Origin of the sequence: Caballeronia sp. ATUFL_F1_KS39 (genome assembly GCF_023630985.1) — a bacterium.
GTDB classification, from domain to species: Bacteria; Pseudomonadota; Gammaproteobacteria; order Burkholderiales; family Burkholderiaceae; genus Caballeronia; species Caballeronia zhejiangensis.
Window position 1 is genome coordinate 69,320 of record NZ_JALQDZ010000035.1, and the last position, 15,395, is coordinate 84,714.

General features: G+C 63.5%; 14 protein-coding genes. 7 read left to right on the forward strand and 7 right to left on the reverse strand.

Translation table 11 applies throughout. The features are described 5' to 3' along the window. The first annotated feature begins 135 nt into the window (after positions 1 to 135). Positions 136 to 3,105 carry a putative bifunctional diguanylate cyclase/phosphodiesterase gene (locus NCR93_RS15420; RefSeq protein ID WP_008353755.1) on the forward strand — a complete coding sequence of 990 codons (2,970 nt, stop codon included), beginning with the start codon at positions 136 to 138 and terminating at the stop codon, positions 3,103 to 3,105. A gap of 10 nt (positions 3,106 to 3,115) precedes the next feature. Here the strand turns inward: NCR93_RS15420 and NCR93_RS15425 are convergent, their stop codons facing one another. After that, the gene (locus NCR93_RS15425; RefSeq protein WP_008353754.1) at positions 3,116 to 3,325 is read right to left on the reverse strand and encodes a hypothetical protein; all 210 of its coding nucleotides are present in this window, start codon (positions 3,323 to 3,325) and stop codon (positions 3,116 to 3,118) included. A gap of 172 nt (positions 3,326 to 3,497) precedes the next feature. On the opposite strand from NCR93_RS15425, the gene NCR93_RS15430 reads away from it, so the two are divergent. Beyond that, a complete protein-coding gene (locus NCR93_RS15430; protein WP_175979148.1) occupies positions 3,498 to 4,721 on the forward strand; it encodes an ROK family transcriptional regulator in 1,224 nt (407 codons plus the stop codon). A gap of 1 nt (position 4,722) precedes the next feature. On the opposite strand, the gene NCR93_RS15435 is transcribed toward NCR93_RS15430, so the two are convergent. Further along, positions 4,723 to 5,346, reverse strand: coding sequence for a LysE family translocator (locus NCR93_RS15435; protein WP_175979149.1), 624 nt, complete (start codon positions 5,344 to 5,346; stop codon positions 4,723 to 4,725). 129 nt (positions 5,347 to 5,475) lie between these two features. Between NCR93_RS15435 and NCR93_RS15440 the strand changes: the two genes are divergently transcribed. The 3 genes from NCR93_RS15440 to hutI all read left to right on the forward strand — a co-directional run bounded on the left by NCR93_RS15440 (position 5,476) and on the right by hutI (position 8,989). After that, on the forward strand, positions 5,476 to 5,940 hold the full coding sequence (locus NCR93_RS15440; protein WP_008353751.1) for an Lrp/AsnC family transcriptional regulator: 465 nt from the start codon (positions 5,476 to 5,478) through the stop codon (positions 5,938 to 5,940). A gap of 155 nt (positions 5,941 to 6,095) precedes the next feature. Further along, the gene (gene hutU, locus NCR93_RS15445; RefSeq protein ID WP_175979150.1) at positions 6,096 to 7,772 is read left to right on the forward strand and encodes a urocanate hydratase; all 1,677 of its coding nucleotides are present in this window, start codon (positions 6,096 to 6,098) and stop codon (positions 7,770 to 7,772) included. Then, positions 7,769 to 8,989 (forward strand): imidazolonepropionase, encoded by a 1,221-nt coding sequence (hutI, locus tag NCR93_RS15450; RefSeq protein ID WP_175979151.1) that lies wholly within the window; start codon positions 7,769 to 7,771, stop codon positions 8,987 to 8,989. Before hutU ends, hutI begins: the two co-directional genes overlap by 4 nt. Positions 8,990 to 9,054: 65 nt before the next feature. Here hutI and NCR93_RS15455 read toward each other — a convergent pair whose 3' ends face one another. Next, positions 9,055 to 9,306: a GlsB/YeaQ/YmgE family stress response membrane protein gene (locus NCR93_RS15455; protein WP_008353746.1), complete on the reverse strand. Its 252-nt coding sequence runs from the start codon at positions 9,304 to 9,306 to the stop codon at positions 9,055 to 9,057. Positions 9,307 to 9,510: 204 nt separating this feature from the next. Here NCR93_RS15455 and NCR93_RS15460 point away from each other — a divergent pair, with 204 nt between their 5' ends. Continuing rightward, the gene (locus tag NCR93_RS15460) at positions 9,511 to 9,999 is read left to right on the forward strand and encodes a hypothetical protein (protein ID WP_175979152.1); all 489 of its coding nucleotides are present in this window, start codon (positions 9,511 to 9,513) and stop codon (positions 9,997 to 9,999) included. A 97-nt stretch (positions 10,000 to 10,096) separates the two neighbouring features. Here NCR93_RS15460 and NCR93_RS15465 read toward each other — a convergent pair whose 3' ends face one another. Both NCR93_RS15465 and NCR93_RS15470 read right to left on the reverse strand, forming a co-directional pair. After that, a complete protein-coding gene (locus NCR93_RS15465; RefSeq protein ID WP_175979153.1) occupies positions 10,097 to 11,911 on the reverse strand; it encodes an OmpA family protein in 1,815 nt (604 codons plus the stop codon). A gap of 140 nt (positions 11,912 to 12,051) precedes the next feature. Continuing rightward, complete coding sequence (locus NCR93_RS15470; RefSeq protein WP_008353743.1) at positions 12,052 to 12,288, reverse strand: hypothetical protein; 237 nt, start codon at positions 12,286 to 12,288, stop codon at positions 12,052 to 12,054. A gap of 150 nt (positions 12,289 to 12,438) precedes the next feature. Here NCR93_RS15470 and NCR93_RS15475 point away from each other — a divergent pair, with 150 nt between their 5' ends. After that, positions 12,439 to 12,735, forward strand: a complete 297-nt coding sequence (locus NCR93_RS15475; protein WP_008353742.1) for a YciI-like protein — start codon at positions 12,439 to 12,441, stop codon at positions 12,733 to 12,735. A 13-nt stretch (positions 12,736 to 12,748) separates the two neighbouring features. On the opposite strand, the gene NCR93_RS15480 is transcribed toward NCR93_RS15475, so the two are convergent. Beyond that, positions 12,749 to 13,741, reverse strand: coding sequence for a LysR family transcriptional regulator (locus NCR93_RS15480; protein WP_033536340.1), 993 nt, complete (start codon positions 13,739 to 13,741; stop codon positions 12,749 to 12,751). Positions 13,742 to 13,928: 187 nt separating this feature from the next. Then, complete coding sequence (locus tag NCR93_RS15485) at positions 13,929 to 15,194, reverse strand: mechanosensitive ion channel family protein (protein ID WP_008353740.1); 1,266 nt, start codon at positions 15,192 to 15,194, stop codon at positions 13,929 to 13,931. Positions 15,195 to 15,395 lie beyond the last annotated feature (201 nt).

The window sequence follows — 15,395 nt, forward strand, 5'->3', positions numbered from 1 at the left end:
TTAGGACGGTAATAGCGAATAACCGGACCAAGAGCGGTCCGGTTGGCCAAAAGCGGCGGCGCGCGGGGCTTCGGCCTCCGCCGCTGTCTGCGCCGGCGCATTTCGCGCTGGGCGCAAACGGGGGTTTTTCCAAGAATGGCGTCGGTTATTCCAGCTTCCTTATCGAGATTCAGACGCACGGGCTCGTGGATCGACGACGCGCTGTACGCGGTCGCCGTTTACGCCGTGCCTTTTCTGATTTTGCTCGGTACGATCGCCACGCTCTATTTCCTTCCGCGTCAATACGAAACGCGCGGCGCGGTTCCGCTCCAACTGCGCGTCGTCGCCGATAAAGCCGCGATCATGAATCCCGGCGACGCGCTCGTGGCGCTTCGAGGCGTCACGCCGGTATCGCGCTACAGCACGCGTCTTTCGGAAAAGCCGGTCTGGTTCAGTTTCACCACGCCAAGCATGAGCGCGCATTCATCGACGGTCGTCGAATTGCCGTCGCGTCACGCGCAAACGCTTGCCTGCTGGAACGCGGACACGCTTGCGCCGCTCGGCGAGGCGAGCCGCGAATCCGTCAGCGGCCAGATGCGCGCGGTTAAAGCCGGTTTCTCGATTCACGTCGGGCGATTGAAAGAACCGGAAAACATTCTCTGCCGGGGCACATTTTCCGGACCCGCGCAAATCAACGCATTTACATGGGAATGGCAAGGCCTCCGTAATTCGGCGCTCGATTTTCAGGAAAGCTCCGGATTGATCGCCGGCGGTTTGCTGACGCTCGCGGTATTCGTCTTCGTGACGGCGCTCATCAATCACGAATGGACGTATGTGATTTTCGCGGTATGGCTCGTCGGCAATCTGCGCCTCTGCGCAAATGCGATGGGCTGGGACATGCAATGGCTCGGCCGCGTATTGCCGACCGAATACATTCAGCCATTGCGGCAAATCACCTTCGCGGCCTATTACCTGTTGACGGCCGCGCTCTTTCAACAGCTTTTCCGGCGCGAGTTGCGCGTGGTCGGTTATCGCTGGCTGCTGCGCGTCATTCAGTACGTCGGCATTGTGCTGCTCGCCGCCGCGATCGCGTTGCCGTACGAGCTTTTCATTCCGACGCTCTGGGTCATCGCGGGTTTCGGCATATGCGTGCTGTTGTTCTTCCTCGCGCGGCTCGTGTGGATGGCGCGTTCGCGCACCGTGCTGTGGTATGTCGCGTCGCTCGCGATCGTGCTTTTCTCCACGTTCTCGGAAGTGCTCGGCGCGGCCTTCGGGCTGAAGGTGCTCGTCGGCGGCGTCAATACGGTGATGGCCGCGCTGTCGTCGAGCATGATGGCGGCGTTCGCGATCGCCGAGCAGATGCGCGCGGAACGCGATTTCCGCCGCCAGGCGCAGATGGAACTGCGCAACACCTACGAAGTCACGCCGATCGGCCTCTTCACGCTCGATTCCGACGGTCACTTCGTGCGCGCCAATCCGGCGTTGCGCGCGATGCTCGATCTGCAAAAGGCCGACTACAAGGTGCGGCACTGGAACGACTACTTCGAAGCCGGCGCGTGGGGCGCGCTGCAGGCGCTCGCGTCGAAGGGCAGCGACGGCGAACTCGAAATGGGCGGCTCGCCCGAACGCGGCACCGCCGAGCGCCGCTATCTGTTGAAGGCAATCCGCTCGAACGGCTGGATCGAAGGCTCGCTGCAGGACACGACCGAACGGTCGAAGGCCGTCGAGCGCCTGCGCTTTCTCGCCGAGCACGATTCGCTGACGGGCTCGCTCAACCGGCGCGGCGTCGAGAAGGCGATTGCCGCGCAAAGCGAAGAGACGCTGCCGTGGGCACTGGCCTATGTCGATCTCGACCGCTTCAAGCTCGTCAATGATCTCTTCGGCCATCGCAGCGGCGACGAAGTGCTGCGCCAGGTCGCGGCCCGCACGCGCGCGCACTTCGCGCGCAGTTATCCGGTCGGACGCATCGGCGGCGACGAATTCGTCTGCGTGATGCACGACACGTCGATCGAAGACGCCATCGCGCAATGCCGCGAACTCATCTCCATTTTGTCGGATGCGCCGTATCAGGTCGGCAATCGCGCGTTTCAGGTGAAGGCGTCGATCGGTCTCGTCGAATGCTCGCAGGGCGTGCGCGTGCAGGACGCGCTCTCACACGCGGATCGCGCGTGCCGGGAAGCGAAAAAGGTCGCGCATACGCATCTCGTCACGTACCGCAAGGGCGCGGCGGCGTTCGAGGAGCGCGCGGAGGAACTGAAGCTCGTCGAGACGCTCGGGCGCAATCGCCTGCCGCCGGGACTTTTCCTCGTGATGCAGCCGATCATGTCGCTCACCAAGCCGACCGAATCGCTCAACTTCGAAGTGCTGCTGCGCATGCGCGCGCCCGATGGCGCAACGCTGCCTGCGGGCAAGGTGATCGTCGCGGCGGAGGAATCGGGCAACATTGCGGCGATCGATCGCTGGGTCATCTCGACGCTGCTGGACTGGATCGAAGCGCATCGGCATCAGCTCGGCAACACGCAGTTCATTTGCGTGAATCTTTCAGGCGGTTCGCTGAACGACGAGCAGTTCATGGAGGATATCTTCGCGCTCTTCGCGCGGCATCAGTCGATCGTGCATTACCTGTGCCTCGAAATCACGGAAAGCGTCGCGCTGCACGATCTGGAGAACACGCAGCGTTTCATCGCGCGCGTGCACGACATGGGCGGCAAGATCGCGCTCGACGACTTCGGCGCCGGCTACACGTCGTTCAAATATCTGAAGGCGCTATCCGCCGATGCGCTCAAGATCGACGGCGAATTCGTGCGCTCGATGTGCGCGCATCCGGCCGATATCGCCATCGTCGAGGCGATCGTCGCGCTGGCGCGCAATCTCGGCATGCGCAGCGTCGCGGAGTGGGTCGAGGACATCGATACCTTGCGCGCGCTGCAGGAGATCGGCGTGGACTATGTGCAGGGTTTCCTCGTCGCGCGGCCGCAGGACAGCTCGGCGATTCTCGCGGCGAGCTCGGCTGCGAGCTTCGTCAAGGATCCGGAAGTCATCGGTTTCGTCGAAAGCCTGTCGGAGCCGGTGCAGGCGACCGTCTTCGACTACGAATGGCACGCGCGCGCCTCGGGCACGCACTGAGCGGCGCGCGTCAAGCCGTCTTCATCTCGTTCAAAATCTTCGCCGCCGCGATGGGAATGCGCGTGTCTTCCCATTGCGCGAGCCATTGAATCTCCTTGCGCGTGAAATAGCCGGGATGGTTGCGCAGCGCGAACTGCAAAGAATCGACGATGTGATCGCGAATGATTTGCGGCGCGTTTTCGTCGTTGACGATCGCGTGAAGGGCTTCCAGGGTGCTCATGTTTTCGATAAGACGAGGTTGATCGGCGATGACGCTCTCCCGAACATAACCGACTAAAAATCCGGAAAAAATTCGGCGCGGATGTTTAAATAAAAGGACTCGAATTAATCCAGCGGGGACAAACACATGAATCGCTCACGGCGCGCACGCTCGCGCCACGAGGCACGCGCCGATGTCTGAGCGGCCCGCGCACAAAGCTTCGATGCACTCCATCGGCTCGAATCAACTGGGCATGCGCCAGTTCAACGAGCGCATCGTCTTGCAGGCAATCCGCCTGCATGGCGCGCTGCCGAAGGCCGATGTCGCGCGCATGACGCGCCTGTCGATGCAGACGGTTTCGCTGATCGTCGATCATCTGATCGAAGACGGCCTGCTCGCTAAAGAGCCGCGTTCGCGCGTGCGCGGGCGCATCGGGCAACCGTCGGTGCCGATTTCGCTGCGCGCGGACGGCGCGTTTTCCATCGGTGTGAAAGTGGGGCGGCGCAGCCTCGACGTGCTGTCGATGGACTTCGCCGGCAACGTGCGCACGCGCGAAACGCTGGAGTATCCGTATCCGGATCCGCATACGCTGTTTCCCGCGCTGGAAGAGCGGCTCGCGCGCGTCACCGCCGCGCTCGGCGACGACGCGCGCAAGATCGCGGGCATCGGTGTCGCGGCGCCGTTGTGGATCGGCGGCTGGCGCGATTTCTTCGACACGCCGCCCGACGCGCTCGCGGCGTGGGACGACATCGACATCCGCGCGCGCATCGAAGCGATGACCGCGCTGCCGGTCGAATTCGCGAAGGACACGACCGCCGCGTGCGCCGCCGAACTCGTGATGGGCCAGGGGCGCGGGCTGCGCGATTTCCTGTATGTGTTCATCGGGACGTTCATCGGCGGCGGGCTTGTCATCGATGGCCGATTGCACGCGGGACCGGGCGGGAATGCGGGCGCGATCGGATCGCTGCCGCTCGTCGGCGGAGGCAAAGGCAAGCGCGCCGGGCAGTTGCTCAACACGGCGTCGGTGTACGTGCTGGAAAAGGCGCTCGCCGCGGCGGGCGCGCCGGCCGCCGCGGCGCACGATGAGCGCGCGTGGTCGCCGGAGTGGCGCGCGCTGTCGGAAGCGTGGATGCGCGAGACGTGTCCCGCGATCGCGACGGGCATCGCGTCGTCGGCTGCATTGCTCGATCTCGAAGCCGTGGTGATCGACGGTGAAATCGACCGGAATCTGCTGCGCGAAGTCATTGGCCGCACCGATGCGGCGCTCGGCAACTTCGACTGGCAAGGCATGACGCGGCCGCGTCTCGTCGAAGGGCAGATCGGCCCCGACGCCCGCGCGATGGGCGGCGCGATCCTGCCGCTTTACGCGCACTTCGCGCCGAAGCACGAGCTCTTTCTGAAGCCGCTCGACGTCTGAATCATTCGAGCGAAAGGCGCGCCGCGAATGCGAGCAGCGCCGCGGAGAACGTCCAGCGCTGCACCGTCTGCGCTTTCGGATGACGGCGCAGCCAGCCGGAAATACGCACCGCGCCCGCCGCGAGCGTCAGGTCGAACGCGACGCCGACAACGACCAGCACGACGCCCAATTCCACCACTTGCGACCAGACCGGCCCCGTCTCCGGCCGCACGAATTGCGGCAGCAGCACGGAGCAGAACAGCAGCGCCTTCGGATTGAGGATGCTGCTCAGAATGCCTTTCGTGTAGGCAGAGCGCAGCGTGGATGCAGTGTGTCCGGATGCGGCTTCGAGTCCGAAAGCGGGCGAGCGGAAGATCTGGATCGCCACGTACGAGAGATATAGGCCACCCGCGATACGCACGCCGTCGTAAAGCCACGGCGCGCTGCGCAAAAGCGCTGCAACGCCGAGCGCCGACAGCGTGACGTGCGTCGCGCGTGCCGTGGCGAGACCGGCGGCGACGGCGAGTCCGTGGCGGAATCCGCGCGTGCCGCTCGTCTGCAGCACGAGCGCCATGTCCGGTCCGGGCAGCGCGTAGACGACCGCGAGCGCGCCGACGAAAACCCAAAGCAAGTGTGCCGAAACCATGATGCGCTCCTGTTCAGAAGGCTTTATCGTGCCACTTCGGAAAGAGCGATTTATGGTCTTTTGAGGCGATTTTGCGAGTCGGTTTGCAGCTTTCCTCTAAAATTAGAAGAGTTTAAAGGGGATAGCACCATGACTGAAATCGACCGCATCGATCGCGCGATGCTTGCTGCGCTCCAACACGACGGCCGCATGCCCGTCGCGAAACTGGCCGAGCGCGTCGGCCTGAGCGAAACGCCGTGCGCGCGCCGTCTCAGGCGTCTCGAAAGCGAGGGATTCATCGACGGCTATCGCGCCGTGCTGTCGCGCAAGGCGCTGGAACTGGGCGTCGTCGCGTTCGCGCAGGTGCGCTTCAGCGTGCACGACCGCGCGCTCTCGGATCGCTTCGAGCGCGAAATTCAGGGCATTGCCCGCATCGTGTCGTGCCACAACATTTCAGGGACGGCGGATTATCTGCTTCAGATCATCGCGCGCGATCTCGACGAATACGGCATCTTCATGCGCGACGTGCTGCGGACTTTGCCGGGCGTCACCGCCGTGGAATCGATGCTCTCGCTGCGTGAAGTCAAACGCGACAGCGGGCTTCCCCTGCCGTGAAGATTGTCTAGACAAGGAGCGACATCGCTCGAATGGGAAGCCTCGGGATTCCCCTAATACAACGTAAGTTGTATATACAAGAAGATGAAGTGAACTCGACGCGGGTTGTCGTTCGCGTCTGTCCACACTCACTTCTTGATGCGCAGGAGCAATCCGTGACTTCGACTTCCCGTTTTCGCGACACCGAGATCCGCGCGCCGCGCGGCACGCAACTCAGCGCAAAGAGCTGGCTGACCGAAGCGCCGCTGCGCATGTTGATGAACAATCTCGATCCCGAAGTGGCCGAGAATCCGAAGGAACTGGTCGTGTACGGCGGCATCGGCCGGGCGGCGCGCGACTGGGCGTGCTACGACAAGATCGTCGAAACGCTGAAGCGTCTGGAAGCGGACGAGACGCTGCTCGTCCAGTCGGGCAAGCCAGTCGGCGTGTTCAAGACGCACGAAAACGCGCCGCGCGTGCTGATCGCGAATTCGAACCTCGTGCCGCACTGGGCGAACTGGGAGCACTTCAACGAGCTCGACGCGAAAGGTCTCGCGATGTACGGCCAGATGACCGCTGGAAGCTGGATCTATATCGGCAGTCAGGGCATCGTGCAGGGCACGTATGAAACCTTCGTCGAGGCCGGGCGACAGCATTACGGCGGCGATCTCAAAGGCCGCTGGGTGCTTACCGCCGGTCTCGGCGGCATGGGCGGCGCGCAGCCGCTCGCGGCGACGCTCGCGCTCGCGTGTTCGCTGAACATCGAATGTCAGCAGAGCCGCATCGATTTCCGTCTGAAGACGCGTTACGTCGACGAACAGGCGACCGATCTCGACGACGCCCTCGCGCGCATCCGGCGCTACACGTCCGAAGGCCGCGCGATCTCCATCGCACTGTGCGCGAACGCGGCGGACGTGCTGCCCGAACTCGTGCGTCGCGGCGTTCGGCCGGACTTGGTCACCGATCAGACCAGCGCGCACGATCCGCTCAATGGCTATCTGCCGAAAGGCTGGACGTGGGCGCAATATCGCGATCGCGCGCAAAGCGATCCCGCGGCGACCGTGAGGGCCGCGAAGCAATCGATGGCGGAGCACGTCCGCGCGATGCTCGCGTTCCGCGACCAGGGCGTGCCGACCTTCGACTACGGCAACAACATCCGCCAGATGGCCAAGGAAGAGGGCGTCGAGAACGCGTTCGACTTCCCGGGCTTCGTGCCGGCGTATATCCGGCCGCTCTTCTGCCGCGGCGTCGGGCCGTTCCGCTGGGCCGCGCTCTCGGGCAATCCCGAGGACATCTACAAGACCGATGCGAAGGTGAAGGAGATCATCGCCGATGACGCGCATCTGCATCGCTGGCTCGACATGGCGCGTGAGCGGATCAGTTTTCAGGGCTTGCCGGCGCGCATCTGCTGGGTCGGCCTCGGGCTGCGCGCGAAGCTCGGCCTGGCGTTCAACGAGATGGTGCGCAACGGCGAATTGTCGGCGCCGGTCGTGATCGGCCGCGATCATCTCGATTCCGGCTCCGTCGCGAGCCCGAATCGCGAAACCGAAGCGATGCAGGACGGCTCGGACGCCGTGTCCGACTGGCCGCTGCTCAACGCGCTGCTGAACACGGCGAGCGGCGCGACGTGGGTGTCGATCCACCACGGCGGCGGCGTCGGCATGGGCTTTTCGCAGCACGCGGGCGTCGTGATCGTCTGCGACGGGAGTCGTGAAGCCGATGCACGCATCGCGCGCGTGCTGCACAACGATCCGGCGACGGGCGTCATGCGCCATGCCGATGCCGGTTACGACATCGCGATCGAATGCGCGCGCGATCAAGGCCTCGATCTGCCGATGATCGACAAGCGATGAAAAAGCTCTGGCAACACTGCCACGCCGCGACGATGGCCGGCGGCAAGTATTCGGTCATCGACGACGCGGCGATCCTGACCGATGGCGCGCGCATCGAGTGGATCGGACCGCGCGCGGCCGCGCCGGATATCGGCGAGTGCGAACGTGTCGAACTCGATGGCGCGTGGGTGACGCCGGGTCTGATCGACTGTCACACGCATCTGGTTTTCGGCGGCGATCGCAGCGGCGAATTCGAGGAGCGGCTCGAAGGCGTGAGCTACGCGGAGATCGCGGCGCGCGGCGGCGGCATCGCGAGTACGGTGCGCGCGACGCGCGAAGCCAGCGAAGACGCGCTGTTCAAAGCGGCGAAAACGCGCGCGCTCGGCCTGCTGCGCGAAGGCGTGACCACGCTCGAAGTGAAGTCAGGCTACGGGCTCGATCTCGCGAACGAGCGGAAGATGCTCGCCGTCGCGCGTCGTCTCGGCGAAGCGCTGCCGCTGACCGTGCGCGCGACCTGCCTCGCCGCGCACGCGTTGCCACCCGAGTACGCGAATCGCGCGGATGACTATATCGCCCATATCTGCGATGAGATGCTGCCAGCGCTCGTCGAAGAAGGCCTGGTCGATGCGGTCGATGCGTTTTGCGAGCACATCGCGTTCTCCACGGAGCAAGTCGAGCGCGTGTTCCGATGCGCGCGCGATCTCGGCGTGCCAGTCAAAGTGCACGCGGAGCAGTTGTCGTCCTTGCATGGATCGTCGCTGGCGGCGCGGTATCGGGCGTTGTCGGCGGATCATCTCGAATACATGACCGAGGACGACGCCATCGCGATGGCGCAATCCGGCACCGTCGCCGTGCTTTTGCCGGGCGCGTTTTACATGTTGCGTGAAACGCAGTTGCCGCCCATCGACGCACTGCGGCGGCATCGTGTGCCGATCGCGCTCGCGAGCGATCTGAATCCGGGAACGTCGCCCGCGCTTTCGCTGCGCATGATGCTCAACATGGCCTGCACGCTCTTTCGCCTGACGCCCGAAGAAGCGCTCGCCGGCGTGACCTTGCATGCGGCAAAGGCGCTCGGCTTGCACGCGACGCACGGATCGCTCGAAGCGGGCAAGACCGCCGATTTCGTCGCCTGGCGCATCGGCAGGCCGGCCGAGCTTTCGTACTGGCTCGGTGGCCCGCTCCCGAACCGCGTCGTGCGGGGCGGTGCGGAGGTCGATATCGAGCGCATCGCCCGATGAAACAAACGCCTCGTCCGAACCGGAACGAGGCGTTTCACCAAGAAAAGAAACGATGAGGCGCGGCGTTACGTGCGCTTGCGGATCATTCCCCAGACGACGAGCAGGATGATTGCGCCGATCACCGAGGCGATCCAACCCGCCGGTTGTCCCGGCTGATACCAGCCGAGCGCCCGGCCGACGTACCCCGCGATCAGCGATCCGGCGATGCCGAGGACGATGGTCATGATCCAGCCCATGCTGTCGTCGCCCGGCTTCAGTGCGCGTGCGATGAGACCGACGACGAGTCCGACGATCAAAGTACCGATAAATGCAAGCATGCGGTCGCTCCTTGACTAAGTTTTACGGCGTTTTGATTGCGTTTGCGGAAGGATTCCGGACGATCCGGTACATCCAAAGTAGCACGGCGCAATGCGTTTGGGTATGACACTGGCCGTTCGGCTAACCCGTGGAGCACGAACGATGCCGCGTCCCGCCCCAAGGTAAAATTCGTCGCATTGCCTCTCTGCATGCGTTGCTACGATATGACCGATTCCGAATTCCCCTCCACCGACGAAGCCATCCACGAAGACCGCCTCTGGCGCGACGACGGCTGGACCGCGCGCGTCATCAAGAACGAGGACGACGACGGCTGGGCCGTCGAGATGATTCAGGCGGGCGAGGCGGAACCCGCGCTCGTCGGCCCGTGGACAATGGGCCGCGACAAGAAAAATCCGAAGCCGCTCGATGCAGGCGCGTTCCGCACGCTCGTCAAGACGGCGTCGGAAGTGTTGCGTCGCCATGAACAGCAACGTCATGCGATGTTGAACAAGAACGTCACCATCGACGTGCGGGGTGAGGACATCACCGTCACGCTGGAGATCGTTCCGGATGAAGACGATCCCTACGCCAATCTCAAAGCCTTCGATGCGTACGGCGCGCAGCTCGCGTTCGCGCGTGTGTCGCCGGCGTTCAAGCTCAGCAAGGCGAGCGCCGAACGCTGGGCCGAGAACGATTTCGCCAAGCCGAACTGAATCGGCTGCAGAGCGCGCATGGCGCGGGCACAAATAGAAACGCCGTCGCGCTTTCGTGCGACGGCGTTTGAAGAAATCTTGCGAGTCGAAGCGGCGCTCAGCCCTTTCTGACGACGAACTCGATTCGGCGATTCGCGAAACGTCCGCTGGCAGTATCGTTGTCGGCGATCGGATTGGCGTCGCCGTAGCCCGCTGCCGTGAGCGATTGCGGCGGCACGCCGTTACGCACGAGGAAGCCTCGGACCGCCTGAGCGCGTTCCTTTGACACTTCCAGCTTGGCCGCCGCTCCGCCCTGGGCATCCGAATAACCCGCGATTTCGAGATTGACCATCGAACCCTTGGCTGCGCAGTTCTTGAGCAGTTGCGCCGTCTCGCCGAGCGTGGCGTAGGCGCTTTCCGGCACCTGCGCACTCGAACGCTCGAAATTAACAACCTGAAGGTCGAGCACGCGCGTCAGCTTGTCGCCGGAGCAAGGCGTGTCCGTGGCGAGCAGGCTCTTTAGCGCGCTGCGAAAGGATCGTGTCGCCGTGGCGACCGCGCCGTCCACGTCGAACGCCGCGACCTGGAACATGCCGCCGAGCGCGCTTCTCATCCTATCGACCCAGCCGAGCTTCGCGTTTGCGGCCGCGCCGCTCAGTTCCACCTTCGAGCCGGTGATCTTGGCTTCCGCGCCGGGCACGGCCATGAGCGGGAAGAAGTCGCTCAGACGCGAAAGCCAGGCTGCCGGGCGTGTTTCGGCAACGACGGAAATATCAGCCGTGTAGGCTTTGCCGAAGCGAGCCGTCAATGCGTCGATGAGATGCTTCTTCTCTGCTTCGGTGCCGACCGTCGCCTCGATCGCCGGGACGCCCGCCGAGTTGACGCTGAACAGCAACTGCGCGTCTTTCCATGAAGCCGGCGCGGCTTTCATTGCCGAGGCCGATTGCGGTGCCGCCGCCGTGTTGGCTGACGCATCGATGGATGACACGGCCGGCGTTTCATCGCTGACCGGCGAGACCGATGGCGTCGCGGAGGAAGCCTGCGTCGACGCATCGGCGACCGGCTGCGTGGCTGGCGCGGCGCTCAGATCGACGCTTTCGCCATGCGTGAAGCCACGGTAATAGACGAGCGCGAGGATGACGGCCAACACAGCGAAAAGCAGCCAGATCCACTTGTTCGAACGCTTCTCCGCCGGCTTGCGAACCGGTGCGCGCATCGGCGGCGGCGAGGGGGGCAAGGACGGCGCGGGCTTGGGCGCCGGGGCGCTTTGCGTGACGGCTTTCACGACGGGTTCGGGCGCAAGCGCCACCGCGACGTCGCCGTCGATGCGCGGTTCGAGGCTCGATGCGACGGTATCGAGGCGCGGCGTGATGCAACTGGTGAAGCCTTCGGTGTTGCCAACGCCGATGGCCGTCGCGACCGCGTTCGACATCGACGAATTGATCTCGCCGACCTGATCGCGCAGGAGCTTGGGCACCTGCGGCAGTCCCCACTGTGCAAGCAGGAAGTGGCGTTTCATGACGCCGAACAGCACGGCCGCCACGATGCCGGCGAGCGCCGACGTCGCTTGCGTCGGAACGCCGGTTTCTGCCGAGACGGCGTCGGTCAGGGCATCGACACGCTGGCCCGTCGCGAGCGCGGCAAGCGAGTGCCCGGTGGTTTCGAGCTGCTTGAGCCCGCCGGTGGTGGCGATCAGCTTTGAGAACTGTTCCGCGATGTAGGCGTTGGTCTCCGGCTGCATGATGACGGCGTAGACCGACTGCGAGCCGGGCACGAGCGTCGCCCGGTCCATGAGCGAGGCGACGAGTCCGGGCGCGATGCGCGCCGCGAGTTGCCGGACCATTTGCCCAGGTATGCCGAACTGCTGCGACAACTGCTCCGCGACGTTTTCCGAGATCGCGGCGTTGACCGCCTGGACCAGATTGATGCTCATCGACTGAATTTCCTTTCTACATGAGCGCTTAACGCAAGCGCAGAAGCGCAGCGGATTCTATATGCACAGTTATCCTAAAAAGAATCGTGCAAACTTCTTTACAAAAACGGTGCTTCGATGCGACTTGCCTTACGCTTTTTTTAGCGTGCAAGCGGGCTCATTTGCGAGAAAAATTTGAGAATCCGCTTGCAGGCGATGCCGAGCCACGACGGTTCGGCGGGCGCGGTTTCCGCGCTTTTCACGGAAAGCGCGACGAGCGACAGCATGGAATGAGACTGGATGAGCGTGCGATACGAAGCGTCGAGCGGCGACGTCCACGCGCACGAGCGGCAATCGTGCTTCGCGCACATATTGCAGGGAGGTTGATCGCGGTTCATGGCAGAGTCCTTTACAAGTATCCGCTCATGATCTTCGATACGGGATCGCAAGGCGATCAGAGCCTTCCGATTGAACTCTTGGTTTTATTTTCGGAAATAGGACAAACTAGCTTGATAAATCCGGCACTGTTCGCACCAAAGGAGATGGCGATGCACTACCTGTTGATTTACGAACTTCGGTCTGACTATCTGGAGCGCCGCGCGCAGTTTCGCGATGAACATCTGGCGCTCGCGTGGGCGGCGGTCGAACGGGGCGAAATCGTGCTCGCCGGGGCGCTCGATGCACCCACCGATCGCGCGATGCTGCTGTTTCACAGCGAATCGCCCGCCGCCGCCGAAGATTTCGCGAAGAACGATCCTTACGTGACGAACGGGCTGGTGGAGCGTTGGGAAGTGCGCAAGTGGAACACGGTCGTGGGCGCGAACGCAGCCACGCCCGTGCGATAGCGCGACGCGAATATCACGCGTCGGCGGTTTCTTCCTCCGGCCGGTCCCGCCGCGAGGAACCGCGCCGCTGCGCCGAGCGATACAGGCTCGTCAACGTATCGTCGATCTGTTGCGAACGCTCGAAGAGCGTCGCGAGCCAGTCGACGAACGCGGATACGCGCGGCGTCGCCTGACGGCTCTTCAGGAACGCCACCGACACCTTGAGCGGCGGCGATTTCCATTGCGGCAGCACTTCGCGCAACTGTCCCGAGCGCAGATAAGGCTGCGCCGCGATCCGCAGCGGCTGAATGAGCCCGAGCCCTTCGACGCCGCACGCGAGGTACGCGTGCTCGTCCGCGACCTGAACGAAACCGCGCATCTTCATCGTGACGGCTTCGCCGTCGACAGCGAAATCGAAATCGGCCGGGCGCCCGCTTTTCTCCGCAAGACAGTTCACCGCGACGTGCTGCGCGAGCTCGTCGAGCGTTTCCGGCGTGCCGTGCTTCTCCAGATACGCGGGACTCGCGCACGTCACCTGTTCGAGCATGCCGAGCCGGCGCGCGATCAATCCGGAATCGGGCAATTCGCCGAGCTGCACGCTGCAATCGACGCCTTCGCCGACGAGATCCACATTGCGATTGCCGATGCCGATCGACAGTTCGATCTGCGGATAGCGCGCGTGGAACTCCGGCAGCGCGGGCACGACGATCGACGTCGCGACGGTATCCGGCATTTCGACGCGCAGCCGTCCGCGCAGGCGCTCTTCGCCCGCGCCGAAACCGGATTCGAGCTCGTCGATATCGGCGAGAATTTGCGCGCAGCGCTCGTAATAAGCGGCGCCGTCGACGGTGAGATTCAGGCGCCGCGTCGTGCGTGCGAGCAATTGCACGCCGACTAGCGCTTCGAGTTGTTGCACGGTCGTCGAAACACTCGCGCGCGGCATGCCGAGCGACTCGGCGGCGCGCGTGAAACTGTTCGTATCGACGACACGCGTAAAGACACGCATGGCATGGACGCGATCGATCACGTTGAGTTTTCCTTTTATGACGATTGAATGGCGATGCGCGAGAAAAAACGACTTCACCGCGGCTGCGAAACCGCGGAAAAAAGGCGCATCGGCGATGGTTGAATCGTACGGACGGGAAGCGTCAACGTGAATACACAAAAATGGCGGATTCTTGCCTGATTCTTTTCGACGGCGAATCCTGCGCGCGTCACAGCATCGGCATTTCGCCGCGCAGGCGGCCCGCGACGCCCGAGAAGTCGCTGCCCGACGGCGCCTGATAAAGCCGCAGGCCCATCTCGGGAAGGATCGAGAGCAGATGATCGAAGACGTCGCCCTGAATGCGCTCGTATTGCGTCCACGCGGTCGTCGCGGTGAAGCAATAAACCTCGACAGGGATGCCGTCCGATTGCGGCTCCATCATTCGCACCATGATCGCCATGTCCTGGCGAATCTCCGGATGGCGCTGCAAAAACGCAAGCCCGTACGCGCGGAACGTGCCGATGTTCGTGAGCCGCCGCCGGTTCGCGGGCTCGTTCGCGAGTTCGCCGAGATTGCGGTTGGTTTGCTCCACCTCGGTCTGCTTCTGTTCCAGATAATCGTGCAGCAGGCGAAAGCGTTTCAGGCGCGCAGTCTCTTCCTCGGTGAGAAAGCGCACGCATTGCGCGTCGATACGCATCGTCCGCTTGATGCGCCGCCCGCCCGATTCGAACATGTGCCGATAGTTGCGATAGCTCTCCGAAAAGAGCTTGTAGGTCGGCACCGTGGTCACGGTGTTGTCCCAGTTCTGCACCTTGACGGTGTGCAGCGCGATGTCCTTCACGAAGCCATCGGCGGCGGCTTGCGGCATTTCGATCCAGTCGCCGATGCGCAGCATGTCGTTCGACGTCAGTTGCGTGCTCGCGACGAGCGACAGCAAGGTGTCCTTGAACACGAGCAGCAGCACGGCCGAGAGCGCGCCGAGACCGGAGAGCATCCAGAGCGGCGAACGGTCGATCAGTATCGACAGGACGAGCACGCCGCATACGAGCGCGAGTCCGAGCTTGCCGATCTGGATGTAGCCTTTGATCGAGCGTGTCTGCGCTTCCTTGCTTTCCGCATAAACGTCCTGCCACGCGGACAGCGCGCTGCCCGCGGCGAAGAACATGCAGATCCACGCGCCGCCGTGCGCGACGCGGCCGATGATCGTCGCCCAGTGACCGATGCGCGGCACTTCGTCGATGCCGAGCGCGACCGTCGCGAACGGCACCGCATACCAGAGCCGGTGATAAGCGCGATGCTTGATGAACGCGCGGTCCCACTTCTGATGCCCCGCGAGCACGAGCAGGCGATGCGCGACATGGAGCACGATGCGGGCCACGACCCATTGCACGAAGAGCGCGATCAGCGCGAGCGCGACGAGACCCGCGACTGTTTGCGCCCACGGATGAATGGCGAGCAGATGCGGCAGCGGATCGGGCAGGAAATCGAAATTCATAGGGATCGTGGAGGACTGAAGACGCGCGATCTTGCATCGCGACGCGCTCCGTATTGTGCATGATCGTGCGCGTTCGAGGCATCGGATGCGGCCGAGTTGCGGGCCGTGGCGCGCCTTATCGAAAACCCGAGTTCGATGAAAATGAATTTTTTTTGGCCGGATTTTCGAGTAAATATACTTTCATCGCGTTCAATCGCCATG

Excerpts from the sequence above, each read along its gene's own strand:
- NCR93_RS15460 (WP_175979152.1), top strand. The coding sequence starts at position 9,511 with ATGACCGATTCCGAATTCCCCTCCACCGACGAAGCCATCCACGAAGAC.
- NCR93_RS15425 (WP_008353754.1), bottom strand. The coding sequence starts at position 3,325 with ATGAGCACCCTGGAAGCCCTTCACGCGATCGTCAACGACGAAAACGCG.
- NCR93_RS15470 (WP_008353743.1), bottom strand. The coding sequence starts at position 12,288 with ATGAACCGCGATCAACCTCCCTGCAATATGTGCGCGAAGCACGATTGC.
- NCR93_RS15485 (WP_008353740.1), bottom strand. The coding sequence starts at position 15,194 with ATGAATTTCGATTTCCTGCCCGATCCGCTGCCGCATCTGCTCGCCATT.
- hutI (WP_175979151.1), top strand. The coding sequence starts at position 7,769 with ATGAAAAAGCTCTGGCAACACTGCCACGCCGCGACGATGGCCGGCGGC.
- NCR93_RS15435 (WP_175979149.1), bottom strand. The coding sequence starts at position 5,346 with ATGGTTTCGGCACACTTGCTTTGGGTTTTCGTCGGCGCGCTCGCGGTC.
- NCR93_RS15430 (WP_175979148.1), top strand. The coding sequence starts at position 3,498 with ATGTCTGAGCGGCCCGCGCACAAAGCTTCGATGCACTCCATCGGCTCG.
- NCR93_RS15455 (WP_008353746.1), bottom strand. The coding sequence starts at position 9,306 with ATGCTTGCATTTATCGGTACTTTGATCGTCGGACTCGTCGTCGGTCTC.
- NCR93_RS15440 (WP_008353751.1), top strand. The coding sequence starts at position 5,476 with ATGACTGAAATCGACCGCATCGATCGCGCGATGCTTGCTGCGCTCCAA.
- NCR93_RS15420 (WP_008353755.1), top strand. The coding sequence starts at position 136 with ATGGCGTCGGTTATTCCAGCTTCCTTATCGAGATTCAGACGCACGGGC.
- NCR93_RS15465 (WP_175979153.1), bottom strand. The coding sequence starts at position 11,911 with ATGAGCATCAATCTGGTCCAGGCGGTCAACGCCGCGATCTCGGAAAAC.
- NCR93_RS15475 (WP_008353742.1), top strand. The coding sequence starts at position 12,439 with ATGCACTACCTGTTGATTTACGAACTTCGGTCTGACTATCTGGAGCGC.